This is a genomic window from Mycobacterium ulcerans subsp. shinshuense (assembly GCF_002355775.1).
GTDB lineage: Bacteria > Actinomycetota > Actinomycetes > Mycobacteriales > Mycobacteriaceae > Mycobacterium > Mycobacterium marinum.
In genome coordinates this window covers 4,786,467-4,813,410 of the sequence record NZ_AP017624.1, presented here as the reverse complement: position 1 = coordinate 4,813,410, position 26,944 = coordinate 4,786,467, and the positions used below count along the sequence as shown (strand labels likewise).

The following is a 26,944-nucleotide window of genomic DNA, read 5'->3' as shown; positions in this document are numbered from 1 at the left end:
AACCAGACCGGCCGGCGATGGTCCGGCGAATCCTTCGCTAAGCGGGAGTCTCAGTGCCTGCATTCTCGACCAGGTCGTCCATCGCCCGGCGAGCGCGGTGTCCGGTATGGACGCCACCGTGGATGTGAACCGACCCGCCAGTCGAAAGTTGTCGCTGCTGCCAGTCGGCAATCGCTTGATGCGCGGCATGATCGAGGTAGATGACCGACATCGTCACGGTAACCGCTTTGCCCGCGGGGATGGACGCGAGTACGTGGGTCAGCCGGGGCACGGACAGGAAGGTGCATGTCCCAGCGACGATCACGTGCCATTCGTCGCCCGAGGGCTCGGCGTGGATCCTGAACCACATCACCCGCCACGCGGTCAGCGCGATGGCCAAGGCGAGTCCGATCAGCACGCCCTGCATGAGATTGAGGAACACGACGCCGACGATGGTCACCACATAGACGGCCAGATCACCATTGCGCATGGCGGTTTCGATATGGGCAGGCTGCAGCAGCCTGATGCCGACGAAAACCAGCATGCCGGCAAGTGCGGCGGTGGGGATCTGTTGGATCAACCCCGCGAAAAACAGCGTGAAGACGAGGATCCACACACTGTGCATGATTGTCGAGGCGCGGCTCTTGGCGCCCGCCTGGACATTGGCCGAACTACGGACGATTGCGGCGGCGATGGGGAGACCACCGACCATACCGGATGTCATGTTTGCCACACCTTGTCCGGCCAGTTCGCGGTTGAAGTTGGTGGGTGTGCCGGGGTGCATTCTGCCGATCGACACGGCTGCCAGCAGGCTCTCGACGCTGGCAATGAAAGCGACGGTGACCACGCTCATCGCGATAGCGCTCCACTTGCCATCGGGTAGGGCCGGCAGCTGCAACGCATCCAGGGGCGATCCCGTGAGCGTGATCCGGGTCAGGTCGAACGGGAACACCGACGAGATGACGGTTGCGGTCACGATGGCCACCAGCGGCCCCGGAACGGCAGCCACTTTGGCCGGGGCCCAGCGCCAGGCGACCATGATGCCGATTACCAACACGCCCAGGAACACTCCCGGTTTATGCGCCTCGACGATTTGTTCGGGTAGCTCAACAACGTTTTCCCAGGATGTGGTGTGGGACTCCCCGCCCAGCAACACGTGCGTTTGCTGAAGTGCGATCGTGATTCCGATGCCGGCCAGCATCGCGTGTACGACGACAGGCGAAATCGCCAGTACCGCTCGCGCAATGCGGATGAGTCCGAAAGCGAGCTGCAGGACACCTGCGACGACCGTGATGAAACACGTTTCCCGCCAACCAAATTGGGCGACGAGGCCGACCGTGACCACCATCATCCCATTCGCGGGACCGCTGACCGCCAGTGGTGCTCCGCCGATGAGTCCAACCACGATCCCCCCGATCACCGCCGAGATCAGGCCGGAGAGCACCGGTGCGCCCGAAGCGATGGCGATTCCCACCGATAGCGGTAGCGCGATCAGAAAAACCACAATCGACGCGGGCACGTCGTATCGGAGGACCGAGCGCAGTTGCTGAGTTCGCGACACCGGCGCGCCGTCGTCTTGGGCTTGCTTGCCAAGTCGTTTGATGGACGGCATCAATCATTCCCTCGTCGGTCAGTGCGGGGGACGGTTGGACAGTCAGCCCCGTATCACCCGGGTCACCCACCCGTAGGGCCTCCGACGAAACGGGAGCGTCGTTAGTTGGCACTGCTGTCGTATCGACAGTATGCAAGCGGCCAAACCGGGGTCAACCTCACATGCGGCGCGCATACCAAACGCAGATCTCCCGGCGCACCGGCTTGCCAGCTGTGCAGAAACCCCAACCGGGCTAGAACCCGGCCCCGTACACCTCATGGCCGGGTACTTCGGCGGCCAGCCCGTGGTAGGCCTGTTCGACGGTCGATCCGTGATTGATCACGGCGTCGACCTCGCGGGCGATCGGCATGGGCAGCCCGAACTCATTGGCGAATTCCATGATGACGCTGGCCGCCTTGACCCCCTCGGCGACCTGGTTCATCGAGGCGATGATCTCATCGATGGGTTTGCCGGCGCCCAATTGTTCACCAACGTGGCGGTTGCGGCTGCGCTGGCTGGTGCAGGTGACGATGAGGTCACCCAGGCCGGCCAGTCCGGGGAAGGTTTCGGTGTCACCGCCCATCGCCACACCAAGCTTGGTCATCTCGCGCAGTGAGCGGGCGATGACCAGGGCGCGGGTGTTCTCGCCGATGCCCAGCGAGTAGCCCATGCCGACGGCGATGGCGAACACGTTCTTGAGCGCACCCGCCATCTCGACTCCGATGACGTCATCGGTGGTGTAGACGCGGAACCGTCGGGTGCGAAACAGCGCGGACAGTTGGGTGGCCAGATGCTGGTCGGGCATGGCCAGCACCGCGGCGGCCGCGTACCCTTCGGCCACCTCGCGTGCGATGTTCGGCCCGGCCAGGATGCCTGCCGGATGGCCGGGCAAGATCTCCTCGATAATCTGCGACATCCGCTTGTTGGTGCCCTGTTCGAGCCCTTTGACCAGCGATACCACCGGCACCCACGGGCGCAATTCCTTGCTCAGCTCGGTCAGTACACCCCGGAAGCCGTGCGAGGGCACGCCCATGACGACGACGTCGGCACAGTTGGCGGCCTCGGAGAAGTCGGTGGTCGCGCGCAGCGTTTCGCTGAGCACGACGTCGTTTCCGAGGTAGCGGCTGTTGCGGTGGTTGTCGTTGATGTCCTTTGCGGTCGCTTCCGAACGCACCCATTGCAGCGTCGGCCCCCGCCGTGCGCAGATCGATGCAACCGTGGTTCCCCAGGAACCGCCACCGAGGACAACGACGTTGGGTTCGCGCGTAGCAGGTGCCATGGCACCCAGCGTATTGCCGAGGCTCGACATTGAGAAGCAGCCAGTGTCAGGTCGCCAAAGTCGAAACCAATGACCACCCGGCATGGGACTTCGGTCCCTACCGTCTGACACCGTCGAGGCCCGATGGTGGAGATCAAAGGATGCCTACCAGGAGGAGTCATGGTCAGCCGCGCGCGCCCGGCAAGGTTTGGGTCCGGGCCCGTTGGCGGCCGGATATTTGCGCTGCTGGCGGTGGCCGCGCTGCTCATGGCCGGCTCGCCGGGCATCGCGTACGCCGATGACGGTCGGCCACAGGCCAACCCGGAGGAAAGGGCTGCGGCGCTGATCCGGCCGGCGGTCATGTACATCGTGATCGGAGCCTATGGCTGGGTGCGGCTGCCCACCGGCCAGCGGCTCTCCCACTACGGCGACAACCCGACCAAGCCGTTCACCGCGGGCTGGGGTTGCACCGCGTTCACCGTGAACCCCGACGGCTGGCTGGCGACCGCCGGGCACTGCGTTGATCCGCAAAGCGCCAGGGGCCTGATTTTCGAGCATGCGGCGAGCGACTACGTGAAGCAATTCCCGGACTCGCCCGAGGCGCTGAATCCGGTTGGCGCGGTGCAGTGGCTTCGCAAGAACGCCAGGGTCGAGGGTGAAACCGCCGAGCAGGGGCCAGAAGTCAGCATCACGGTGTTGTACGGAAGCGGGGCAAAGGTGGCCGCGACGATGAACGCCGACGTCGTGGACTTCCGGCCGATCGACAAGGGTGACGTCGCGTTGCTGCGGGTGGACCGGCGCAACATGCCCTCCTCGGAGCTGACCACCGACGCCGACGTCAGCATCGGCACCCGGATTCTGGCGGTGGGATATCCGAAGAGCACCCAGGACATCACCGATCCCTCGCTTGACCCCACCTACAAGAGCGGCACGGTCAGCAAGAAATCACTTCGCCAGACCATTCCCGAATACGAGATCGATGCGCCGATCTCCGACGGCATGAGCGGCGGGCCGACCATCGAACTCAACGGCAAGGTGATCGGGCTGAACAGCTTCCGCCCGGCCAGCGAATCGCAGCCGTTCAACTTTGTCGCGCCGGTGGCCGGCCTGGCCGCATTGCTGGCCACCAAGGGGGTCGTGCCCACCCTGGGCCCGGCCGATCTGTCCTATCGAAAGGGGCTCGACCTGTACTACTCGGGCCACTACAGCGCGGCGATCAAAGAATTCGACACGGCGTTGTCGATGTCACCGGATTTTCCCGGGTTGGTCGATCTGCGCACCAGCGCTGTCAACCTGCGTCAGCAGTACGGCGACGTTTCGGTGCTACGTGGCTCGAATCTGATGTGGTACATCGGCCTTGTCGTGGTGCTGGCGGTCGGCGGTGGCGTGACCTTCACGGTGTTGAGAAGTCGCCGGCAGCGCTCGGCGGCCTCTCCGGTGCCCGACTTTCAGCCGATTCCGGATGGGTGGGCACCGGTTGGCGGCGGCGCCGAAGGTGCCGGTGAGCACGCGGCCGATGCCGCGGCTCCCGCGGACGCGGAGCATCTGACGGCCGGTGAACCCCACTTCTGTGCGAACTGCGGGGCGCAGCATCATCACACCGAAAAGTTCTGCCCCAACTGCGGTGAGCCGATCGTCATTGACGCGTCCGCGCACGGAAAGCACGAGAAGCCCTGACGCCGCCGCGACTATCGGCTACCGGTGTTCAGCCCGCCAGGGGCGCGCGGTCGGCGGCGCGGCCGAACACCATGGCCTCGTCGATGCGGTCGAACCGGTAGTCGATGGCGTCGGCGAAATAGTTTTGCCGCACGTTCCAGGGCCGCTTGGTCCCCGATTTGAGCAGTGCGTGCAGCGACCGCAACACATAGCCGGCCTGAATGTCCCAGGACGGTTTTTCCGGCATCGCCTCGTTGCCCCGGTCCGGGTAGGCGTGCGTATAGCCGTTGGCGGCCATGTGCGCCAGCAACTTCGCCGTGGCCCGCGCGGTCATGTCGGCGCGCAGCGTCCACGATGCATTGGTGTAGCCCACACACCAGAACAGGTTGGGCACCCCTTCGAGCATGTGCGCTTTGTAGACGAACCGGTCACAGGGGTTGATCTCGGTGCCGTCCAGACTGATCTGCACCCCGCCAAGTGCCTGCAACTGCAGGCCGGTGGCGGTGACGATGATGTCGGCATCAAGATGTCGGCCGGACTCGAGTGCGATGCCGGTGGCGTCGAAATGGTCGATGTGGTCGGTGACCACTTCGGCGCGCCCGCCGGCCACGGCGTTGTACAGATCGGCATCGGGGATCAGGCACAGGCGCTGATCCCACGGGTTGTAGTTCGGCTTGAAGTGGGTGTCGACGTCATAGCCGGCGGGCAGGTTCTTGATCGCAATGCGCCGCAGCAGCCATTTGATGAAGCCCGGCAGCTTGCGGGCCAAGAACCAGAGCATCGCTTCCAGCACGGCGTTGTATGTTCGGATCGTCAAATGAGATGCCTTGCGGGGTAATACTTTACGCGCGATGGCAGCGAATTTGCTGTACTTGGAAGACGAGATGAGGTAGGTCGGCGAGCGCTGCAGCATGGTCACCTTGGCGGCCTGCTCCGCCATTGACGGGATCAGCGTGACCGCGGTAGCGCCGCTGCCGATCACCACGACCTTCTTGCCGGTGTAATCCAGGTCGGCCGGCCAGTGCTGTGGGTGCACCACGGTGCCGGTGAACCCCTCGATGCCGGGGAAATCGGGCGTGTAGCCCTGGTCGTAGTTGTAGTAGCCGCTGGCGAAGAACACGAACCTGCTGCGGCATTGCCTCTGCACGCCGTCCTGCTCGAAGGTGACCGTCCAGCTGTCGGTGCCCGAATCCCAGTCGGCCGCCCGGACATAGCTGTTGAACTGGATATGGCCGTCGATGCCGTACTTGTGAGCGGTGTTGGCCAGGTACTCCCGGATGTGCTCGCCGTCGGCCACGCCCTCCCTGCGGGTCCATGGTTCGAACGGAAAGCTCAACGTGAAGATGCTGCTGTCGGAGCGCACGCCCGGATAGCGAAACAGATCCCAGGTGCCGCCGATTCGCTCACGGCGTTCCAGGATGGTGTAGGTCAGTTCGGGGTCGCTCTCGAGCAGCCGGTAGGCCGCTCCGAGGCCGGAGATGCCGGCGCCGACGATGACGACGTCGAGCAAGCTCCGCTCGACCGGAGTGCGTTGGGCTTCTTGGGGGGTCACGCTCATCGTGGACCTCGCTTGTTTCTGGGTTGCGTCATCAGAGTAGACACCCACCGGTTGGTCGAGCCAGGGCAGTTCGGCACTAGTGCTGCGGCGGTTGTTGGACGGTGAACCGGCGCCGAGCGTGGCATCCGGCCAGGGCGCCGCGGTTTGACGCATTGCGCAACCAGGCTTGACAAAAACGTTTAGATCGGGAAACAATGCGAAACCATGATGACCACTCTTGCCATGGAACTGCCGGCCGTTGACAGCATCCTCGACTGCCGCCTCACCGACGACATGATCGAGGCCGCCGCGGGAATGAACGGCCTGGGGCCTTGTGTGGATCAAGCTTTGACCGCTCCCTGCCTGGGTTTTGCACGCCTCTCCTGAGAGTTCGGGCGCTCTGGTAGCGATCGCCTGAATTTTGTTGAGGGCCTTGATGAATGGCCCGTCTCAATCCCGGTTGCCGGTGTCTATTCCCAGAGCAGCACATTGGGCAGGGGCCGGTTGATGCGACGCAGGGCGGTATAGCCTATGCCGGCGATTCCGCGAAACAATCCAGGGTTGAATGCTTGATCGCCGCTGTTCCATCGATAGTCGCCGCGTTGGGTCGCCGCGGACACGATGTCGCTCAGGCAGCGTGCCGCAAGACCCTGAAGATCAGGCTGGTCCAACGTCGTCGCGGCTTCGCTGAGCAATTCGATGCTGCCCAGAGCACCACAACAAAGCGTGTCCAATTGTTGCTCAGCCCAGCCTTGACGGACCGAAGTCACGGCGTTGGCAATGTCGGCCGACAGTGGCTGCGCCCAGCCGCGTCGTGCCAAGCCGATGCGCCCCAAACCGATTCCGGGTGCGCCGTGGCGCCACTACGCGGGCCAGCCTTTCCCCCCGTCCACATCCAGTGCGGGCCAGCCGCCGCGCTGCCGGTCGTAGCTGGCGTTTTCAAAGGCCAGGCACTCCGCCGCGTATTGTGCGAACTCCTCGTGACCGGTTGCTGTGGCCAATGACCCCAGGGCGTACGCATAGCCCGCTGCACCGTGCGCCATGCCGTTCAGATCGCAAGAGCCAGGCACCTGTCGGTGCCAGGTGCGCCTTCCGTGCGGGCCGACGCGGGGTTGGCGCAACAGGTGCTCGCCACACCGAATCGCACGCGCGAGCACGTCGCCGGAGCCGGTGTCTCGATAGACCCGGAGCAGCCCAAGGATCGCGCCGGCGCTACCCCCGACGACATCGAGTTGCCGGTCGGTCTCGATCAGATCGTCGGTGACCAACAGCGCCGCCCTATGCGCGTGGGCGAGCAATTCGTCGTCCTCGAGGCACTTCGCCATGACCGCCAATGCGTAGGCGATCGACCCCAAACCGGAGCCGCCGCTGATTCCCAGCGAGCGGGCCACGCGCGGCGCGTTGCGGCCGGTCAGTTCGGTGCACACGTGTGCGACCCCGGCCCGGGCCAGCTCGGCCGACCGCTGGCAGCCCGAGCCGGCCGCGTGCGCGGCCAAGAAGAGGCCGATGCCGGACACGCCGTTATAGAGGCCGGCGCCCAGGCAGACGAGCTGGGCGGCATCCGAATCGCCTGACCAGTCCAACCCGATCCAGGCGGCGCCCGCATCTCGGCGAATCGCGTGAAGAGCCAGTTCCCCGGCGATTCTGTCGGCCTCGGCGGAAAAGTCCGCTTCGGCCGGTCGCCAGGCGCCACCGTCGGGCTGGGGCGGCTGCGGTGCTGGACCCGCTGTGCCCGGTGACCGCGCTTGTCCCGCATAGGTTTCCGTATTGTGCCGGATGGCCGTGACTTGCCAGTCGATCTGTCGATCAGCGAGGTCTTGAACGCGCGCAGACGCGCGTTCCAGGCCTGACATGCCCGCGCACCGGAACGAGACTCCAGCGAAATCATGGGCTTCGACACCGTCGCTGGCCATAAAAAAGTAGGGGACGTTCAACGACAACAGGGCCGATCTCTCCGCCTGTAGGAGCGGCCAATGCGGATCGCTGTCTTGGTTCCAATCAGCCAGTCTGGCAACGAAGTCCGCTTGCGCCGACCAAGCAACACCATCATGCATGGTGCGATGATCGGTGAGCTGCTGCAGCACCATGGTGTAGAAGGTGGTCGGGCGCCACACCCTGCGCACCGGCAAGCCGGCAAACTCCTGGAACAAACCGCCGGCCCCAGCATCGGCGCCTTGTCGAACCAGGAACTTGGCGTAGGCCACGAAACCGGCAATGAAGGCGTCGACGTAGTCGCTGAACTTGGCGTAGTGCCCGTTGACGTGGGGTAGGTTCGGCATGCTCGTGGCGGGCCGCGCCGCTTTTTTCGGCCGCATCGCGTCAGTGTTGACGTGCTCCCAACGGATCGTCGGCGTGGTGTTGTCATTCGCGATCAACCCACCGACCGCGGAACGCCCGTTGACGCCGGAGCTCCGATAGGACGGGATCAAGCCCACCGCCATCACCGAATCGGCGATGAGGTTGCATGCGGCTTGGTGGGCACGGCCTTCCCGATCACGGTCGTCGGGGTCCTGCGTGCTCGCCTGCAGGATCGTCTCGATGTCCAGCGGCATCGGGTAGTCGCCGTGTGCGATGAAGTTTTCGTGGTGCATGTCGGTGGCGGCCAGGCAGTGCAGCAGTGCCAGCCAGGCGCCGGCGCGCCGGAAGTACAACTCGAGGCCTTCTTCGTCCGCGCACGATGCATGCTCGATGAACTCGCACCAGCGGTAGCCTTCGCGTCCGATCGTGCGGACCGCACGCAACGCCAGCGGGGGAGCGGCCCGGTTGAGCCTGCCGACCAGGGCGTGCAGGGCGGCATCCACCCGCAAGTCCTTCGGCTTGTAGACCACCCGCGCGCCGTTCTCGAACACGACGATCCGTACCGAGCGGCCGCCATTGTGTGGATCGGAGAGCCCGCCATCGATTCCGGCCACCTTCGTTTCGGGGGCGCCCGCGAGCAGGCCAGCGCGGATGGACGGCAGATCGGCGGCCAGACGTTCGATCAGCTCGCGCGTGGTGTCAATCCATTGGCGGGTGATCGTGGCGATCAGCCGCCACAGCACCGGTTTGGCTTCCAGCAGCCGGGACAGGCCCGCCGCTTTCATCTCTGCGACAAACCGCTGATAGAGCGCGACTCCCGAGTCCGGTCTGGGCTGCGCGTGAGCATCGTCTGGGGCCGCGAGCTCGCGCACCGAGTCAAAGAGCGCATACAGCGCCGGCGCGCACAGGTCGGACAGTTGTTGCAACAACGATCGCCGAATGCCTGCGCGTGCCGAATCGCTCAGTATCGCCGTGGCGGCGGCGTCCGTGGTCGACCAGAGTCGGGCCTGCGCCTCGTCGACCAGTGGCAACAGCAGGGCGTCGAATTGGCTGGGGGGCGTGGGCTCGGGCTCGGGCGAACCGGTGGTGGTGGCTCGGCCGGGTGAGCCGCACAACGACGCTCGGGACCACATCGCGTCAGCCACCCACGCCGGCAGCGGCAAGGACCGAGTGTGCCGGGCATTGGCGAAACGCGCCAGCACGCTTGCGAAGTCCCAACCGTCGCGAGCCAATCGCGACTCGAACTGCGCCCAGTCACCGCTTGCGCTGGAACGACACCACGCGGCAAGTCGGCGCGCGGCGGCATCGGTGTCGGCCTTCCGGCCGGGCAGCGCCTCGAAACGGGTAGACAACAGTTCATCGATCGTCGCGGCATGGACAACCAGCCACTCGCGCAGCGCATGGCGATCATGTCGCGCGGCTACCGAGCCGTCGACCCACTCATCCCCGACACCGTCACCCATCGCCCATCTGTCCAACCATCGGACCCGCGCCCGGCATTCGCAGTACCCAAGCTACGACTTCGCTGCCCGTGGTAATGGCGAATCGCGCAACCTGTTGCGGGCAAGCCGCTTTCGCGCGGTGGCCAAGGCTTGCGATGCGGCGATGAAGCTATCTGAGCGTCCTTGCGAACCGAAAGGCGTCCTGCGGCTCCGCGCCGAGGTTGGGGAACACGCAGTAGCGCTCCAGCCGGTCCTGCATGGACAAACCGTTGCGCTCCAGCGCTCGTGCGGCTCCGATGTTGTCAACGTGGCATGCGGCCCACACGCGATGCACGCTCGGATCCCGCTGTGCCTGTTCGATGAGCAAGTCCAGCGCCTCGGACGTGACATGTTGCCCCCACCAACGGCGGCCGAGGGAAATGCCCAGTTGAACCTCGGGGCCCTCCGGCCGGATCCAGGTGCAGAACCCGACCGGATCGCCGGTGCTGCGCCAGTTGATGATCCAACCGCGATTGTTGTCGTCCATGCACAGCTCGGTGATGAAGTGCCTGGTCTGCTCGACGTCGGAATGCGTGTTGCACGAAAGGTAGCGCATTACTTCGTCATCCGAGGTGACCTCGAAGAACACGACATCGGCGTCGGTGGGCCGCAGGGGGCGCAGGATCAGCCGCGGGCCGGTGAGGATTTCATCGTCGGCAGTCGCCATAGGGGCCCCCTAATGCGGACCTTCATAGCCTACGTGGCCAGCGTGTCCAGCACTTCTACGACCCGGACGACCATGATCGCTTCGGGCGCCCGCAGGGAGTTCTATCGGTAGTTGACGAACTGCAGCGCGACGTCCAGGTCGGCCTGCTTGAGCATGGCGATGACGGTCTGTAGGTCGTCGCGCTTCTTGCTGGTGACGCGAATCTCCTCGCCCTGGATCTGGGTCTTGACGCCCTTGGGGCCCTCGTCGCGGACGAGCTTGGTGATCTTCTTGGCGTCGTCACCGCTGATGCCCTGCTTGATGTCGCCGGTGACCTTGTAGGTCTTGCCGGACGCCTGGGGCTCGCCGGCGTCAAAGGCCTTCATCGAGATGTCGCGGCGGATGAGCTTTTCCTTGAAGACGTCCACCGCGGCCTTGACCCGCTCCTCGGTGGACGAGGTCAGTTCCACTGCTTCGTCGCCCTTCCACGCGATCTTGGTGTCGGTGCCGCGGAAGTCGAATCGCGTGGCCAGCTCCTTGGCGGCCTGGTTGAGCGCGTTGTCGACTTCCTGGTGGTCGACCTTGCTGACGATGTCGAACGATGAGTCGGCCATGCGATAAGTCCCTTCTTTGGAGAGCCGTTTGTGTTCTGTCTACCCGGTCGTTGTACCCTGCTATGCGGCAGGTTGCCCGAGCGGCCAATGGGAGCGGACTGTAAATCCGTCGGCTTACGCCTACACAGGTTCGAATCCTGTACCTGCCACCAACTTGAGCACTGCGCGCGTGCCCGCTGACCCCGGTGGATGTTATTGGGCCCGTTCGCGCACCACGCGCGCGATGTCGACATCGCGCACCATCCGCATGGTGGGTAGCTGCGAAATCGCGGCGGCGGCGAGCACGGCGACCGCCGCCAGCGCCAACGTCGACCACCCGAGGGCCAGCTGCATGTTGAACAGATCACTGTTGAAGGACTGCAGGAACAGCCACGCCGCCCCCGCGCCCGCGGCCAGCCCGAAGGGAAGTGCTGCCGCGGTGGCAAGCAGGTTCTCCAGGGTCAGCGTCGCGGTGAGCCGCGGTGTTGACACGCCGGCCGCGCGTAGGGTGGCCAACTCCGTGGTGCGTTCGGCCATGTTCACCGTCATCGTTACGTAGATCACCACGAAGGCCAGTGCCCCGCCCAGCGCCAGCATGACCCCGACGAACGCCCAAAACAACCCGAGGTAGCGGTTGACCGTGTTCTCGAGTGCGTGGGTGTCGGTGTAGGCGAGCACACCGGGCAGCGAGGTGATGTCCGCGCGCAACCCGGCGCGGTCGGCATCGGCGCCGAAGCGCAACAGGTACCCGTTGACCACGCTGCCGGTGATCGCGGCAACCGTCGAGTTGGTGGCATAGAGCACCGTTCCCAGCGGTTCGTCGACCAGGCCGGCCAACTTGGCATGCTGTGGCGATCCCCCCGCGGGGATGACGATCAGATCGGAGCCGACCCGCACGTCGAGTTTGTCGGCCAGTGCTGCCCCGGCCAGCACACCGTTTTGGACAGGGCCAGCGCGCGCCCGTCGGTGCCCCGGAATCCGTGCATGGAGCTGTGTGGCACGAAACCGGTCAGCGTCGTCGCATAGGTGCGTCCGCCGGCGCGTACGGTCACCGCGACGGTGGTGCTGGGTTCGACCGCCGACACCCCGGGTAGGGCCGCCAATTGGCTCGCCAAGCCGCCGGGGCCCGCCGCGCTGGGCGCAACGAGCGCCGAAGCGTCCTGCCGTTGCACCTCACCGAACTGGACGTCGAGCATGGCGCGCATGCTGGTCATCATCCCGACCGAGGCCAACACCAGGATCAACGCCAGCACCCCGCCCACCATGGTCGCGACGGTGCGCCCGCGGCTGCGGGTCAACGATCGCACGGCGAGTTGGATCACCGCGGGCAGCCGCCACCGCGCGGTCAGCCGGGTAAGTGGCCCCATCGCGGTGGCGAGCACTCGTTGGCCGCGCATGGCGTCAGCCGGCGCGGTGCGTGCCGCGGTGATGGCCGGCACCAGCACGGCGACCAGGCCGGTTGCCAGGCCGAGGGCGAAGCCCAGGACCGCGGTGGACACGTGGTGTCGGACCACCGTGTCGGGGACCCCGATGGCCGCGGTGTACAGGCTGGTGACCAGCGAGGTGGCGCCCGCACCGAGAACGACGCCGAGCAGCGCGCCCATGGTGGCCACCGCGACGCCGTATCCCAGGTAGTGCCGGATGACCGTGGCCGGCCGGGCGCCCATGGCCAGCATCGCGCCCATGATCCGCCGCTCGGCCTGCACGACCCTGGTGACGACGACGTACTCGGCGATCGCGGCGGCGGTCAGGAAGAGCACCGGGAATCCCACCGCGAGTTCGGAGAAGCCATTGAGGTCTTCGTGCAGCGCTGCGTTGGAAGGTTGCTCGTCGCGGGTCTGCACGTCCAAGGCGCCGCGGGACAGCAGTAGCCCGGCCACCCGGTCCCGATCGGCCGTGGTCGCTCCGGCGGCCATCTGGACCAGGGTCTGATTGGGCCCTGGCTGCCCGGTGAGCTGTGCGGCGAGCCGCGGTGGCGCGAACAGTACGGCGAAGGAATGTGGGTCGGGCAGGATGTCTTGACGACTACGCGCCGGCCACAAGTACTCGGGCGAGCGGGCCACCCCGGTGATCTCGGCGGTGCGCCAACCGGAGCCGTTGTAGACATCGACACGATCGCCCGGGCTCAGCTGAAATGACTCGGCTGCGTGTTTTTCGATCGCGACCTGTGCGGGGGCATCGGGATCGGGTGCGCGTCCGTCGACGATCTCCACGTCGTCGACCCCGTGGCCGCCGCCGGTCAACCCGACCACCCGACCGATCAGTTGGGTGCCGTCGATGTTCACCGGTCGGTCCCGCACCACGCGGGTCGCGACGTTCTCGACGCCGGCGAGCTCCCGCGCGGCGGAGGCCAGCTGGGTGGGGTCGCCTCCGGAGGCGGTGAGGTCGGCGAAATGCAGCCGGTCATAGGTGCGGTTGTAGGACGCCGTGAGGTTGCGGAACGAGTCATAACTGGCGATGAAGAGCAGCACCCCGAGCATCACGATGACCGCGATGGCCACCGATTGAGCGGGGCGTCGCCGCAGATCACGGACGGTCTTGCGGAGCAGGGTCCAATTCGGCCGGGCGCGGGGCGGTTCGGTTGGCACCTCAGTCACCACCGCACGCTGCTTGCCTCGGCCGGGGCTGAGTTGCGACGCTGCTCGACGATCGCTCCGTCGCGCATCTGAATGATGCGGTCGGCGACATCGGCGGCCGCCCGGTTGTGGGTCACCATGATGACGCCCAGACCCGACCGGTTGGTCTGCTGCAGCAGTTTGAGCACGCGTCGGCCGGTGGCCACGTCGAGCGCCCCCATCGGCTCGTCGGCCAACAGCAGGTCCGGGTCGGTGATCAGCGCACGCGCGATGGCCACCCGCTGTTGCTGGCCGCCGGAGAGCTGGCCGGGGAAACTGCCGGCCCGATCGGCCAGCCCGACCGCATCCAGCAATTCGGCCGCGCGGCGCCGATCACCTCGGCCGGTCAGCTCGACGATCACTTCGACGTTTTCCTTGGCGGTCAGCGTCGGGATCAGATTGAAGAACTGGAAGATGAACCCCACGTGGTCGCGGCGGAACTTGCTCAGTGCGCGCGGCCGGCACCCCGAAATATCTTGTCCGGCAACGTTAATAGAACCGCTGTTGGCCTCCTCGATGCCGCCGATGACGTTGAGCAGGGTGGTTTTGCCCGACCCGCTTTCCCCGGCGATCGCCACCAGTTCACCGGGTTCGATGTCCAGGTCGATGCCGCGCAGCGCATGTACCGACGCTGCTGCGGTTCCGAAGGTCTTGTCGACACCGTGCAGAGAAACCCCACCGCGCGGTGAGGTAGGCGCTTGCGCTCGTGTCATGATGGCGTCCTCTCGTCGGTCTGGGCCGTCGGCAGTCCCGCCAGCCGGCGCAACGCCGGCCGGATGGCCAGGGTGCGCAATCGCGGGTCGATCACCCGATGCAGCACCAATCCGTCGATGGCCGCGAACATCAATGCCGCGGTCGCCTCGGGATCGATGGCGCCGCCCTGATCTGCGAGCCACTGACGCAGTGTGGATCGGTAGTCGCCGAGGATTTCCGCCAAGCCCATTCGCAGCCGCTCGTATCGTGTTGCTGCCAAGAGCATTTCGCCAAACACCAGGATCGCCGGGTTTTGGTTTCGATCATCGACGTCGTAGGACGAGACCGCGTCGATCAATCAGTCTATTCCCTGCGACGGTGAATCGCCGGCCAGTCCGTCCAGCACCTGAGCGGCTTCCTCGCGCGCTGCCTGCAGGGCCGCATCGATCAGCAGGTCGTTCAACGATGCGAAGTGATAGTGCACCAACCCCGGCGGAAGTCCGGCCCGTTCGGCCACCATCCGGGTGGTGGCCGCCCCCCAGCCTCGTTCGGCGATCACCGCTACCGCGGCGGCCATCAGCGCGGCCCGGGTTTGTGCGCCTCGCTCGGCAGCTGTTGGCATGCGACTACCTCAATTTGGACGATCACATTGGGCGTCTGACCAAATTGTACGCCGCGTGGAAGCGGGTCGCGAGGGTCAAAGTGGCTTGAACGTCGTTCGGCGCCGCTTCGGGCGCCGCCGAGTCAGTGCATGCGAGCGCTGCCGCCGAGCCCGACTTCCAGCACGCTGCCGGTGATGACACCCGGGTCGGTGACCAGATAGACCACCCCGCGGCTGACGTCCTCCGGTTGCAGCCACGGTTGAGGGATGGGGTTGGCCTTCATCATGCGCCGCACCAGATCGTCGGGAACTTCCTGATCATCTCCGATCCCGGCGGGCTGCACCATCGGTGTCTGCGTCGTGGTCGGACAGATGACGTTGGCCGTGATGCCTTCCTTGGCGACCTCGAGGGCGACGGACTTGATCAGGCCGATGATCCCCCACTTGGTGGCGTTGTAGGCCGCCAATTCCGGGATGCCCATTCGGCCGCCCATCGACGATGTCGCCACGATCCTGCCGAAGCGTTGTTGGCGCATCACCGGAATGGCCGCGCGCAGGGTGTGGAACACGCCGGTCAGGTTGGTGTCCATCAGCTGCTGCCAAACCTGGTCACTTACCTCTTCGAGGCGCCCGGTGCTGACGATGCCGGCATTGGCCAGCACGATATCGAGGCTGCCCAGCTCGCGCACCGTCCGCTCAACCGCGGTGTTCACCTGGGCCGGGTCGCGCACGTCGACCACCATCGGCAGGCAACGCCGGCCCAGCTGGCCGACGAGTTCGGCGGTGGCGAGCAGGTCTTCCTCGCTGCCCAGCGGGTAGGTCAGCTCCGCCATCGGGCCCGGCGCGTCGGCGAGGGCGATATCGGCCCCCTGGCCCGCCAGGGCCAGCGCGTGCGCGCGGCCCTGCCCGCGGGCTCCGCCGGTGATCAAGGCGACACGTCCGTCCAAGGCACCCATAGCGGGTTAGGTTAGCAGCCTGGCGGGCCGGCGACGGCGGCCCACGCCGACCAATTGTGGCTGCGAAATATGCTGTGGGGGAGTCGATTTAGTGTCGCTGCGGCCAACATTGCCGGCGGGATCAGACTTCTGCGGTCGCCTCTTCGTCGGCATCGGCGGGCTCGCGGCAGCCCGGCAGGTCGTCGGGGGGTTCGACCTGCAGCACCTTGGCTATCGGTACGTCGGTTGACGAATGCAGCACGATCGAGAGCGCAATGGTGACGGCGACGATATCGAACACCAGCTCCTTGCTGGCCAATCCCGACTGCAATGCCAGCAGGCCGTAGACCACCGAGGCAAAACCCTTTGGCCCGAACCATGCGGCAGTCAACCGCTCCTGTCGGCTGAGCTGGGTCCGCACCAGCGACAGCAACATCGCGGCCGGTCGGATCACCGCGATCACGACCACGGCCAACAGCCAATCGCGCCAACTGAGCCCGGACAACCGATCGGGGGTGATCAACGCGCCGAACACGATCAGCGCGGCGAACTTGGTGACTTCTGAGAGAAGATCACCGAACGGTTGAAACTGCTCGGCGGCGACATGGTCCAAGGTGGCCAGCGTGGAGCCGACGGCAAAGGCGGCCAGGTATGGGTTGGCGTGGGTGAGGTGACAGGCCGAGTACACCACCACCGCGATCGCCAGTGGGCCCAACGGCTGCAGGTGCGTTTCGGCCGTCAGGATCTTTGCCCGCCACGCGAACGCCACGGCCGCGGCCACCCCGACCCCGAGCGCCAGCCCGAGAACGAGCTCCACCCCGACCCACAGCACGTCGGAGCCGGCGCCCTGGGCGGTGGCCAGGAAGATCATCACGAACGGCAGCGCCAATCCGTCATTGAGGCCGGACTCGACATTTAGCAGTCGGCGCAACCGTTCCGGGATGTCCGAGCGCCCGACGATGGCTGCCGCAAAGACCGGATCGGTGGGGGACAGGATGGCGCCCACCAGGAATGCGGTCGGCCAATTCAGGCCGGTGAGGAAGTGGGCCGGCACCGCGATTCCGATCATGGTCAACGGCATCCCGACGCCCAGGGCGCGCCCGGACAGCGTCCAGGTCTCACGCAATTCGCGGACATTGGCCCGCTGGCCGTCGGTGAACAGCACGGTAAACAGCGCCACGTCTGCGAGCGCGACGACGATCGGGTCGTTTGGGCCGATGTTGTCCAACCCGAGAATCCCGGGTCCCAGCAGGGCGCCGGCGACCAGGAACAACAGCGCGCTGGACAGCACCGTCCGGGCGGCGACCCCGGACAGGGACACGCTGATGAGCAGTACCACGCCGAACGCCAGGACAAGGCTCACAGTTACTCCGCTTCGGTCGTCGGTAGCCGGCTGTGGCTGTTGCGCGAAAACGCAGCCGCTAACAGCTTCCTCGATCACCCGAGTGTCAGCCACTCCGGTCAGCGGGCGTGAGCGCGGGCAAGGCGACCCCAGGGCTCCGGCGTTGTTGATTAGCAGGCTTGTGGGCTGGGTTGATGATCTTTGGTGCCGCGCTATTGGGGCCGGAGTGTAGGCACGGGCTATCTGGAGAACGATCGAGTTGGTTACTGTTCGTCGTTGGTCTGGAGTTGCCCGTGCCTATCGTTTCAGTATTGCCTGTGTCGTCGGTTCCAGAGGTGTTCGACCGCTGGAGTCCTGGTGAGCGCAGCGAGCTCATCGGATCGGAGTTTCTCGATGTGTTGGCCTCGGTGCCAGACCCGAGGGACCCACGCGGTCGGAGGTATTCGCTGATGGCTTTGTTGGCGATCGCGGTTCTGGCCACTGCCGCGGGGATGCGCGGCTATGCTGGTTTTGCCACATGGGCGGCCACCGCTCCCGATGATGTGTTGGCCCAATTAGGGGTCCGGTTCCGGCGGCCCAGTGAGAAGACCTTCCGCGCTGTTTTGTCTCGGCTAGACCCCGCCGACCTCAACGCCAGGATGGGCAGTTACTTCACTGCACACGTGGCCAGCAGCGACCCCAGTGGATTGGTGCCGATCGCGTTGGACGGCAAGATGCTGCGTGGTGCTTTACGCGCCAAAGCGACAGCCACGCATCTCGTGTCGGTGTTCGCCCACCGTGCCCGATTGGTGCTCGGTCAACTCGCTGTCGCCGAGAAAAGCAATGAAATTCCCTGCGTACGTGCCCTGCTCACGCTGCTGCCGGGTAGCTTGCGGTGGCTGGTCACCGTGGATGCGATGCATACCCAGGTCGTCACCGCGAAGTTGATCTGCGCCACCTTGAAGTCGCACTACCTGATGATCGTCAAGTCCAACCAAGCCAAAATACTTGCGCGTATCACCGCGCTGCCCTGGGCCGAGGTGCCCGCAGCCGCTACCGACGACTCCCGCGGCCACGGCCGTGTCGAGACCCGCACCCTGCAAATCATCACCGCTGCACGAGGAATCGGCTTCCCCTACGCAAAACAAATCATCCGGATCACTCGTGAACGCTTGATCACCGCCACCGACCAGCGCAGCGTGGAGGTGGTCTATGCCATCTGCAGCCTGCCGTTCGAGCACGCCCGCCCTACCGCGATCATGACCTGGATGCGTCAACACTGGGGAATCGAGAACAGCCTGCACTGGATACGCGACGTCACCTTCGACGAAGACCGTCAAAGGGCACATACCGGAAACGGCGCACAGGTCCTAGCAACGCTACGCAACACCGCGATCAATCTGCACCGCCTCAACGGCGCCGACAACATCGCCGAAGCCTGCCGGATCACCGCTTTGACCGCCAACCGCCGCCTAGACCTCCTCAATCCACAATTCCCCAGCTCACAAGCCTGCTAATCAACAACGCCGGAGCCCTGGGGGAACACCGGCTTCTTCAATCCCGGCATGTTCAACACGGGTGTTCTTGATGTCGGCAACGCCAACACAGGGTATCTGAACACCGGCAGCTACAACATGGGGAGCTTCAACCCGGGGGCGTCCAACACCGGTGCCTTCAACATCGGTGACGGAAATACCGGTTGGTTCAACAACGGCGATCTCAACACCGGTGCTCTGGACTTCGGCGACATGAACAACGGGCTGCTCAACACCGGTGATCTCAATAACGGCTTCTTCTACCGCGGTGTTGGACAAGGCAGCCTGCACTTCGCGATCACCACGCCCGATCTGACTCTGCCGCCTCTCGAGCTGGCCGGAATATCTATTCCGGCGTTCAGCCTGCCGCCCATCACTGTGCCCTCGATGTCGATTCCTGCCATATCCACACCGGCCAACATCACGGTGGGCGGGTTTGATCTGCCGGGTATTACATTGCCGGGGTTGGATATTCCGGCGATGACGACTCCACCCAACATCACCGTTGGCGGCTTCGGTATGCCCGAGTTCACGATTCCGTCTCTGACCATCCCGTCGCAGGCGCTCGGCAACATCGCGGTGGGCGGTTTCGACCTGCCTCAGATAACTACTCCTCCCATCAGCGTGCCGCCGGTAGCACTGCCTGAGATCTCCATCCCGCCGATCACTACACCCCGCGTAACCGTGAGTGGGTTCACTGGCCCCTCTATTTCCGCACCCGGGTGGTTTCTGCCCACCATTATCACGCCGACGGTATCTCCCATTCCGCCATTTAATCAGAATCCGGTCGATCTGCTATTAGTGCACGACGTGTTTACAAACAGTGTGATCACCAAACTCCAGCTACAGACATTCATTCCGCGCATCGTCTTTGGCGCCTACCCTGGATTGCCAGTAGGTGAGAATGGCGTTATCGGAGAGTTGTCCATTCCTGGCGTAACCTTCGGTAGCTTCACATTGCCTTACTTCACCATCGATGACCCCAACGGTGGAAATTGGACAATCCCCTCCATCGGTCTTTCCGGCTTCACCATTCCCTCGACCACCTTCGATCCGATCAACGTCGCAGCCTTCATGCTTCCGGACATCACGACACCCGAGATCACCACCACGGCGATCACCATTCCACCGATCGGGGTGGACGAGTTCACGTTGCCGCAGATTTCGACTCCGCCGATCAGTACGGATCCGTTCACGATTGATCCGATTGGGTTGGGTGGGTTCACGTTGCCGCAGATTTCGACTCCGCCGTTCAGTACGGATCCGTTCACGATTGATCCAATCGCGGTTGCCGGGTTCACCCTGCCGCAAATCAACATCCCGGCATTCACCACGAACGAGTTCACCATTGCGCCAATCGGAATCGGTGGGTTCACGACGCCCCCGATCGCCATCCCCAGCATCCACCTGCCCAGCACCACTCTTGCCGAATTCGCCATCCCGGGTGGACCGGGCTACCTCAACACAAGTGCCACACCTTCGTCGGGCTTCTTCAACACCGGCGCCGGCGGGAACTCGGGTTACGCCAACAACGGCTCGGGTTTGTCGGGCTGGTTCAACACCAACCCGGCGGGGCTGCTGGGCGGCTCGGGCTACCAGAACTACGGTGGCCTGTCCTCGGGCTTCTACAACCTGGGCAGCGGCGTGTCGGGGATCGCCAACACAGGCGTCCTGCCCTTCTCCGTCACCAGCCTCGTGTCGGGCGTTTCCAACATCGGCAACAATCTCTCGGGCTTCTTCCGAGGCATCTGGTAATGGCTGGTCGCATCGGCACTCAGGTCAGTGACGTGGGATTGCATCCAACCGGATGTGCTCAGGGTGGCGGCGACTCGGGCGCGCGTTGCGTACTTGAGCGTGTGGTGCGCCAGAGTCCTTCGCGAAAAAGACATGGCGAACAGCGTTAGCGGCATCAAGCCTTGGGTATCAAGGCCGTTCAGTTCGGTTCCAACGATCAGGGAGAAAACAACGATGATTGGTATCAGCAAGAACCGTCGGCCGGTGGCGTGCGGGTTGGTGGTGCTGGCCGCCGTGTTCGGGGCATTCGGGCTCGCCGGCTGCACGGTTGACACCTGGCAAGACAACGCGGCGCCAGCTCACGGTGTGGCTCCGCAAGCGCCGGCGGCCGCCGTCGACTCCGGCGCTGGATAGTCCGTTCCCGACCGTTGTGACGCGGACCGGCCCGGCACAGCTCGGTGACGGCCATAGACTGCTTGCTTGATGAGGTTGATGGACTGGGCTCGGCGGGGCGCGTAATGGATCAGTCGAGCCCCGATCGGATCATGGCAATCGGCGCCGGATACGGCCCGTCGAAAGTGCTGCTCACCGCGGTCGGACTTGGGTTGTTCACCGAACTGGGCGACCGGGCGATGACGGCGCAGGCCCTTGCCGAACTTCTCGGGCTGGTGCCGCGGCCGGCGACGGACTTCCTCGATGCCTTGGTATCGCTGGACCTGCTGGCGCGCGACGGCGACGGACCAGACGCTCGCTACCGCAACACAGCGGAGACCGCGCGATACCTGGATGAAGCCAGCCCCGAGTACCAGGGCGGTCTGCTCAAGATTTGGGACCAACGCAACTATCGGTTCTGGGCGGACCTCACCGACGCGCTGCAGACGGGCAAGCCGCAGAACGAGATCAAGCAGACGGGCCGGCCGTTCTTCGAGACGGTCTATGCCGATCCGCGACGTCTCGAGGTCTTCCTGGGTGCCATGGATTCCGCATCGCGGCGCAACTGCGAGCTGCTGGTGAAACGCTTTCCGTTCCAGCGCTACGGCAGCCTCTGCGATGTCGGCGGCGCCAACGGGCTGCTGTCACGGACGGCCGCCGCCGCCCATCCCCACCTGCAATGCATCAGCTTTGATCTGCCCGCGGTAACCGACATCACGCGGCGCAAGCTCAGTGAGCAGGGACTCGGTGACCGGGTGCGTGCGGTGTCCGGCGACTTCTTTGCCGATCCGCTGCCGAGCGCCGATGTCATCACGATGGGCCAGATCCTGCATGACTGGAACCTCGACGGCAAGCAACGGTTGATCGCGAAAGCCTACGAGGCCCTGCCCGAGGGCGGGGCGTTCATCGCGATCGAGACGCTGATCGACGACGCCCGCCGGAAAAACACCGCAGGGCTGATGATGTCGCTGAATATGCTGATCGAATTCGGTGACGCATTCGACTACACGGGCGCCGACTTCCGAAAATGGTGCGGTGCAGCCGGATTCCGTTCCTTCGAGGTGATCGCACTGGCCGCCGGCTCGAGCGCCGCCGTTGCCTACAAGTAGATGTCCGATGGCTGCGTCGACAGGGCCAGTGGTGTAAGAATCGACTGATGGCGCGCGGACGCACCCCACCGCGCCCGGACGGGGCGCAGGCCAACGCGGAGGAATGGGAGCGTTTCTTCGAGTCCTTTGGCCACGCCTCGGTGCGTCGGGGAATTCGACTCATCTCCAGCCTTCCCGCGGCCCCGCGGTGCGAAGCCTGCGGCAATCCGTTCGCGGGATTCGGCGGCTGGCTGATGCGTCGCGTGGGCAAGAGCCCATCGCGAAAAAACCCGCGCTGGTGCCAACTCTGTTTTGAGAAGGCGGCCGGCGGTGGGGTCACGCTGCCGATCGGGGTTCTATTCGCCGACGTCCGCGGCTCCACCGCGCTGGCGGAGACTGTCCCGCCGGATGAAATGGTCGCCGCCCTCAATCGCTTCTACTCGAAACTGACGCAGGTGATTGTTCGGCACGGGATTGTCGACAAGCTCATCGGTGACGAAGTCATGGGTCTTTACTTTGCACGGCTCACCCGGGACGGCCGCTACGTCAATTCCATGGTGAGTGACGCCCGCGCCATCCTGCGGGCGCAGGGCTACGGCACTGCCGAGGGGCCGCAGTTGAAGGTCGGCATCGGTCTGAACGTCGGCCCGGCATACGTCGGCATCGTGGATGAGGGCGAGATCCGCGACTTCACCGCGCTCGGGGTTGTCGTCAATACGGCGGCGCGACTACAGGCCGTGGCCGCGGGCGGGGAGATCGTGATGTCTGAGCGGGTGGCTGGTCTTGCGGGCGTGCAGGACGGCGAGGTCGTCACGCTGACCCTCAAGGGCAAGGCAGAACCCGTTGTGGCGCGCCGGATTACGGTCGACGGCGCGGCCCCGCCGACGCCGTGATACAGCCATCGGGCGTTGTCGTGCGGCGCGGCCGCCCGAAGCCACTGTCGTCAACTTGGCCTCCGAGAGTCCCAACCGACCTAAGCTGCTGTTGACGCGATTTCTGGACGGGTGGTGACGCGAAGTGGCGCAGTGGTCTGGGCGAGTGGCGACCGATATCCGCGATTCCGAGCCGGACTGGGGGCCGTTCTTGGCGCCGGCCGCACCCGCCGGCGCTCCCAACGTGCTGATGATCGTCTGGGATGACGTCGGCTACGGCGCGCTGGAACCGTTCGGCGGGCCGATCGAAACCCCGGCGATGCGCCGAATCGCCGACAGCGGCGTGCGCTACTCCAACTTCCACACCACCGCGTTGTGCTCGCCGACGCGCTCGAGCCTGCTCAACGGGCGCAATGCGACATCGAACAACATGGCCTGCATCACCGAGGCCTCGGCAGGGTTCCCAGGATTCTCGGGTCGGGTTCCGTTCGAGAACGGGATGATCTCGGAGGTGCTCAACGCGCGCGGCTGGAATACCTACGCGGTGGGCAAGTGGCATCTGACGCCCAGCGACGAGAGCGATGCGTCGTCATGGAAGGGCCGGTGCCCGCTGGGACGCGGATTCGAGCGCTTCTACGGATTCCTGGGTGGTGAGACCAACCAGTGGTATCCGGACCTGGTCTATGACAACCACACCGTCGAACCTCCGGCGACGCCGGAGCAGGGGTATCACCTGTCGGCCGATCTGGCGGACAAGGCGATCCGGTTCGTCCGCGACGCCAAGGCCGTTGCCCCCCAGAAGCCGTGGTTCATGTACTTCTGTCCGGGCTGCGGCCACGCGCCCCACCACGTGTTCAAGGACTGGGCAGATCGCTACCGCGGCCGGTTCGACGAAGGCTACCAGGCGATTCGGGTGGGGATCCTGGCCAACCAGAAGCGAATGGGATTGCTACCCCAGGACCTCGAACTGTCGCCGATCAACCCACACGGTGAACCCGATATCACCGGTCCAGACGGCCGGGCCTGGCCCGCACTCGATTTCGTGCGGCCGTGGGACTCATTGACCGACGACGAACGACGGCTGTTCGTGCGAATGGCCGAAGTGTACGCGGGCTTCGTGTCTTACACCGACGAGCAGATCGGCAGGCTCCTGGACTACTTGGCCGAATCCGGGCAGTTGGACAACACCATCATCGTGGTCGTCTCCGACAACGGCGCCAGCGGTGAGGGCGGGCCCAACGGTTCGTTCAACGAGAACAAGTTCTTCAACAACGTCCCCGACACCATCGAGGCGAATCTGCCCCGGATCGACGACCTGGGTGGCCCGTCCGCCTATAACCACTACAACACCGGGTGGGCGTGGGCGTTCGACACACCGTTTCCGTACTGGAAGCGGTTCGCCGGCTACGAGGGCGGGGTGGCCGATCCGCTCATTGTCTCGTGGCCGGCCGGCATCGCCGCGCGCGGCGAGGTTCGCGACCAATACGTGCACGCCGTCGACATCGTGCCGACGCCTTATGAACTGCTTGACGTCGACCCGCCCGCGGTTCTCAACGGCTGGACCCAAAGTCAGATCGAGGGCCACAGCTTCGCCGCTTCGATCAGCGATCCGCAGCTGCCCGGCCGGGCCACCCAGTTCTACTCCATGCTGGGCATGCGGGCGCTATATCACCAGGGCTGGCTGGCCACCACCCTGCACCCGCCGCTGTCGGGCTGGAGCAATTTCGACAAGGACCGCTGGGAGCTCTACGACCTGCGTACCGACCGCACCCAATTGCACGACCTGGCCGACGAATAGCCGGAGCTGCTCGAAGAACTCAAGGGGCTGTGGTTCTACTACGCGGGTGTGTACAAGGGTCTGCCGCTCGATGACCGCACGGCGCTCGAGATCATGGCCTCACCGCGGCCGGAGCCCGGCGAGCCGCGGTCCCACTACGTCTACTACCCGGACTCCGCCGATGTTCCCGAGGCGGTCGCGGTGAATGTCCGGCGCCGCTCCTTCACCATCGCCGCCGCCGTCACCATCGACACCCCGGAGGCCGAGGGCGTGCTGTTTGCCCAGGGCGGGGTGGCCGGCGGGCACAGCCTGTTCCTCAAGGACGGTCGGCTGCACTACGTCTACAACTGGCTCGGCGAGCGAATCCAGACCATCAGCGCACCCGAGCCTGTTGCCACCGGGACGCATGTGCTCACCGCCGAGTTCCGCAAGACCGCCGATGACCCGGACACATTCAGCGCCCTCGGCACACTGACGCTCTACATCGACACCGAAGCCGTGGGCGATGCCCAAATCGCCACCCAGCCGGGCACGTTTTCGCTGACCGGAGATGGACTGTGCGTCGGGCGCGACAGCGGCTCGGCGGTCGCTGACTACCCGGCACCATTCCCGTTCGTCGGCGGCACCATTGATCGGGTCATTGTCGATGTCAGCGGTGATCACTACGTCGACCACGAGAAGTAAGTCCTCGCCTATATCGCCCGCGACTGAGGCGGCAGCGGGCCGATCTGAACCGAACTGGACCTGCCGCCGGCGTGGCACCGCTTCCGGAGGGATCTCATGGATTTGCCCGAGTTCACCATCGCCGAAACCCAGACGGCCTTCGAGCGGGGGGAGTGGACCGCCGCCGGCCTGACTGACTGCTACTTGAGACGGATCCGCGAGATCGACCAATCCGGTCCGATGCTGCGGTCGATCATCGAGGTTAACCCCGACGCCCTCGCGATCGCCGAGGCGCTCGACGCCGAGCGAAGCGGGGGACGGATTCGTGGGGCGTTGCACGGTGTCCCCGTCGTCATCAAGGACAGCATCGACACCGGTGACAAGATGGCCACAACGGCCGGTTCGCTGGCCCTAGAGGGCAACATCGCAACTCGAGATGCATTTGTGGTCAAGAAATTACGCGATGCTGGCGCAGTGATCCTCGGAAAAGCGAACATGAGCGAGTGGGGATATATGCGCTCCACGCGGCCGTGCAGTGGCTGGAGCAGTCGCGGCGGACAGGTGCGAAACCCCTACGTGCTGGACCGAAGTCCGCTGGGCTCCAGCTCGGGTTCGGCGGTCGCGGTGGCGGCCAACCTGTGTGTGGCCGCCCTCGGCGCAGAGGTCGACGGTTCCATCGTGCGGCCGGCATCGAGCAACTCGATCGTCGGTCTGAAGCCAACGGTGGGCCTGCTAAGCCGTTCCGGAGTCATCGGTGTGGCATCGCCACAGGACATGGTGGGCCCGATGGCGCGCACCGTCACCGACGTTGCGACGCTGTTGACGGTGATGACGGGTGTCGATGACAGTGACCCGACAACGCGAGCGGGCGGCGCGCACACGGCAACCGACTATCGCCGATTTCTTGACCCGGCAGCCCTGCAGGGGGCCCGACTCGGTGTGGCCCGGGAGCGCTTCGGTGCGCACGAGGCGACGGATGCACTGATCGAGGGTGCGCTCGGTCAGCTGGCGGCGCTGGGCGCCGAGATCGTCGATCCGATCCAGGCCAGTTCGCTGCCCTTCTTCGGCGATCTCGAACTCGAACTGTTCCGCTATGGGCTCAAGGCGAGTTTGAATGGCTATCTCGGCGCCCATCCGCGCGCCGCGGTCGGCAGCCTCGACGAACTCATCGCGTTCAACAGAGCCCACGCCGGCCAGGTGATGCCGTACTTTGGGCAGGAGTTTCTCGAGCAGTCGCAAGCCAAGGGCGACCTCACCGACTCGCAGTACCTGCGGGTGCGGGCCGAACTGCGCCGCCTCGCAGGTGCCGACGGCATCGACAAGGCGCTGCGCGAGCACCGGCTGGATGCGATCGTCGCGCCCACCGAGGGTTCACCGGCGTTTGCCATCGACCCGGTCGTCGGTGACAACATCCTGCCCGGCGGTTGCTCGACGCCACCGGCGGTCGCCGGCTACCCCCACATCTGCGTTCCCGCCGGTTATTTCTGTGGTCTGCCGGTCGGCCTGTCGTTGTTCGCCGGCGCATTCCAGGAACCCAAACTCATCGGGTATGCCTACGCCTTCGAACAGGCCACCGGGGTTCGGCGGCCGCCTCGGTTTGTGCCGACGCTGTCAACCTAAGTCAACCTAAATGGCAAAG

General features: G+C 65.1%; 17 protein-coding genes, 1 tRNA gene and 4 pseudogenes. 10 read left to right on the top strand and 12 right to left on the bottom strand.

Annotated elements, in window-relative coordinates:
* Positions 1–37: 37 nt before the first annotated feature.
* Positions 38–1,591: a SulP family inorganic anion transporter gene (locus SHTP_RS21485; RefSeq protein ID WP_096371725.1), complete on the bottom strand. Its 1,554-nt coding sequence runs from the start codon at positions 1,589–1,591 to the stop codon at positions 38–40.
* Between the two features lie 232 nt (positions 1,592–1,823).
* Entirely contained in the window at positions 1,824–2,849 is a 1,026-nt protein-coding gene (locus tag SHTP_RS21480; RefSeq protein WP_012392837.1) for an NAD(P)H-dependent glycerol-3-phosphate dehydrogenase, read from the bottom strand.
* A gap of 159 nt (positions 2,850–3,008) precedes the next feature.
* On the opposite strand from SHTP_RS21480, the gene SHTP_RS21475 reads away from it, so the two are divergent.
* Complete coding sequence (locus SHTP_RS21475) at positions 3,009–4,505, top strand: trypsin-like peptidase domain-containing protein (RefSeq protein ID WP_096371724.1); 1,497 nt, start codon at positions 3,009–3,011, stop codon at positions 4,503–4,505.
* A gap of 28 nt (positions 4,506–4,533) precedes the next feature.
* On the opposite strand, the gene SHTP_RS21470 is transcribed toward SHTP_RS21475, so the two are convergent.
* Positions 4,534–6,042, bottom strand: a complete 1,509-nt coding sequence (locus tag SHTP_RS21470; protein ID WP_096372602.1) for a flavin-containing monooxygenase — start codon at positions 6,040–6,042, stop codon at positions 4,534–4,536.
* A gap of 207 nt (positions 6,043–6,249) precedes the next feature.
* On the opposite strand from SHTP_RS21470, the gene SHTP_RS28055 reads away from it, so the two are divergent.
* A complete protein-coding gene (locus SHTP_RS28055) occupies positions 6,250–6,408 on the top strand; it encodes a hypothetical protein (RefSeq protein WP_162143252.1) in 159 nt (52 codons plus the stop codon).
* 83 nt (positions 6,409–6,491) lie between these two features.
* On the opposite strand, the pseudogene SHTP_RS21465 reads toward SHTP_RS28055, so the two are convergent.
* From SHTP_RS21465 to SHTP_RS21455, 3 genes and pseudogenes are all read right to left on the bottom strand, one after another.
* Positions 6,492–9,452 (bottom strand): annotated as a pseudogene (locus SHTP_RS21465) (type 2 lanthipeptide synthetase LanM family protein).
* A gap of 478 nt (positions 9,453–9,930) precedes the next feature.
* Positions 9,931–10,467: a GNAT family N-acetyltransferase gene (locus SHTP_RS21460; RefSeq protein ID WP_015354533.1), complete on the bottom strand. Its 537-nt coding sequence runs from the start codon at positions 10,465–10,467 to the stop codon at positions 9,931–9,933.
* Between the two features lie 101 nt (positions 10,468–10,568).
* Positions 10,569–11,060, bottom strand: a complete 492-nt coding sequence (locus SHTP_RS21455; RefSeq protein WP_011738960.1) for a YajQ family cyclic di-GMP-binding protein — start codon at positions 11,058–11,060, stop codon at positions 10,569–10,571.
* A 66-nt stretch (positions 11,061–11,126) separates the two neighbouring features.
* Here SHTP_RS21455 and SHTP_RS21450 point away from each other — a divergent pair.
* Positions 11,127–11,212, top strand: a tRNA-Tyr gene (locus SHTP_RS21450).
* A 40-nt stretch (positions 11,213–11,252) separates the two neighbouring features.
* Here the strand turns inward: SHTP_RS21450 and SHTP_RS21445 are convergent.
* From SHTP_RS21445 to SHTP_RS21425, 6 genes and pseudogenes are all read right to left on the bottom strand, one after another.
* A pseudogene (locus SHTP_RS21445) lies at positions 11,253–13,639 on the bottom strand (ABC transporter permease).
* The gene (locus SHTP_RS21440) at positions 13,633–14,367 is read right to left on the bottom strand and encodes an ABC transporter ATP-binding protein (protein ID WP_096371723.1); all 735 of its coding nucleotides are present in this window, start codon (positions 14,365–14,367) and stop codon (positions 13,633–13,635) included. The pseudogene SHTP_RS21445 and the gene SHTP_RS21440 overlap by 7 nt, the downstream one beginning before the upstream one ends.
* Entirely contained in the window at positions 14,364–14,705 is a 342-nt protein-coding gene (locus tag SHTP_RS29265; protein ID WP_231991180.1) for a TetR family transcriptional regulator C-terminal domain-containing protein, read from the bottom strand. Before SHTP_RS29265 ends, SHTP_RS21440 begins: the two co-directional genes overlap by 4 nt.
* The gene (locus SHTP_RS29260; RefSeq protein ID WP_231991179.1) at positions 14,706–14,969 is read right to left on the bottom strand and encodes a TetR family transcriptional regulator; all 264 of its coding nucleotides are present in this window, start codon (positions 14,967–14,969) and stop codon (positions 14,706–14,708) included.
* Positions 14,970–15,091: 122 nt separating this feature from the next.
* The gene (locus tag SHTP_RS21430) at positions 15,092–15,904 is read right to left on the bottom strand and encodes a mycofactocin-coupled SDR family oxidoreductase (protein ID WP_096371722.1); all 813 of its coding nucleotides are present in this window, start codon (positions 15,902–15,904) and stop codon (positions 15,092–15,094) included.
* Between the two features lie 121 nt (positions 15,905–16,025).
* Positions 16,026–17,339 (bottom strand): cation:proton antiporter, encoded by a 1,314-nt coding sequence (locus SHTP_RS21425; protein WP_231991663.1) that lies wholly within the window; start codon positions 17,337–17,339, stop codon positions 16,026–16,028.
* Positions 17,340–17,518: 179 nt separating this feature from the next.
* Between SHTP_RS21425 and SHTP_RS21420 the strand changes: the two genes are divergently transcribed.
* The 7 genes and pseudogenes from SHTP_RS21420 to SHTP_RS21390 all read left to right on the top strand — a co-directional run bounded on the left by SHTP_RS21420 (position 17,519) and on the right by SHTP_RS21390 (position 26,925).
* Positions 17,519–18,721: an ISAs1-like element IS2404/ISMul1 family transposase gene (locus SHTP_RS21420; RefSeq protein ID WP_420873031.1), complete on the top strand. Its 1,203-nt coding sequence runs from the start codon at positions 17,519–17,521 to the stop codon at positions 18,719–18,721.
* 21 nt (positions 18,722–18,742) lie between these two features.
* Positions 18,743–20,494: pseudogene (locus tag SHTP_RS21415) on the top strand (pentapeptide repeat-containing protein); the annotation flags it as partial.
* Positions 20,495–20,707: 213 nt separating this feature from the next.
* Positions 20,708–20,887 (top strand): hypothetical protein, encoded by a 180-nt coding sequence (locus tag SHTP_RS21410; RefSeq protein ID WP_011738969.1) that lies wholly within the window; start codon positions 20,708–20,710, stop codon positions 20,885–20,887.
* A 104-nt stretch (positions 20,888–20,991) separates the two neighbouring features.
* Positions 20,992–22,014, top strand: coding sequence for a methyltransferase (locus SHTP_RS21405; protein ID WP_020727471.1), 1,023 nt, complete (start codon positions 20,992–20,994; stop codon positions 22,012–22,014).
* Positions 22,015–22,061: 47 nt separating this feature from the next.
* Positions 22,062–22,886, top strand: a complete 825-nt coding sequence (locus SHTP_RS21400) for an adenylate/guanylate cyclase domain-containing protein (RefSeq protein WP_096371719.1) — start codon at positions 22,062–22,064, stop codon at positions 22,884–22,886.
* 124 nt (positions 22,887–23,010) lie between these two features.
* Positions 23,011–25,326 (top strand): annotated as a pseudogene (locus tag SHTP_RS21395) (sulfatase-like hydrolase/transferase).
* Positions 25,327–25,422: 96 nt separating this feature from the next.
* A complete protein-coding gene (locus SHTP_RS21390) occupies positions 25,423–26,925 on the top strand; it encodes an amidase (RefSeq protein WP_096371718.1) in 1,503 nt (500 codons plus the stop codon).
* Positions 26,926–26,944: the final 19 nt, after the last annotated feature.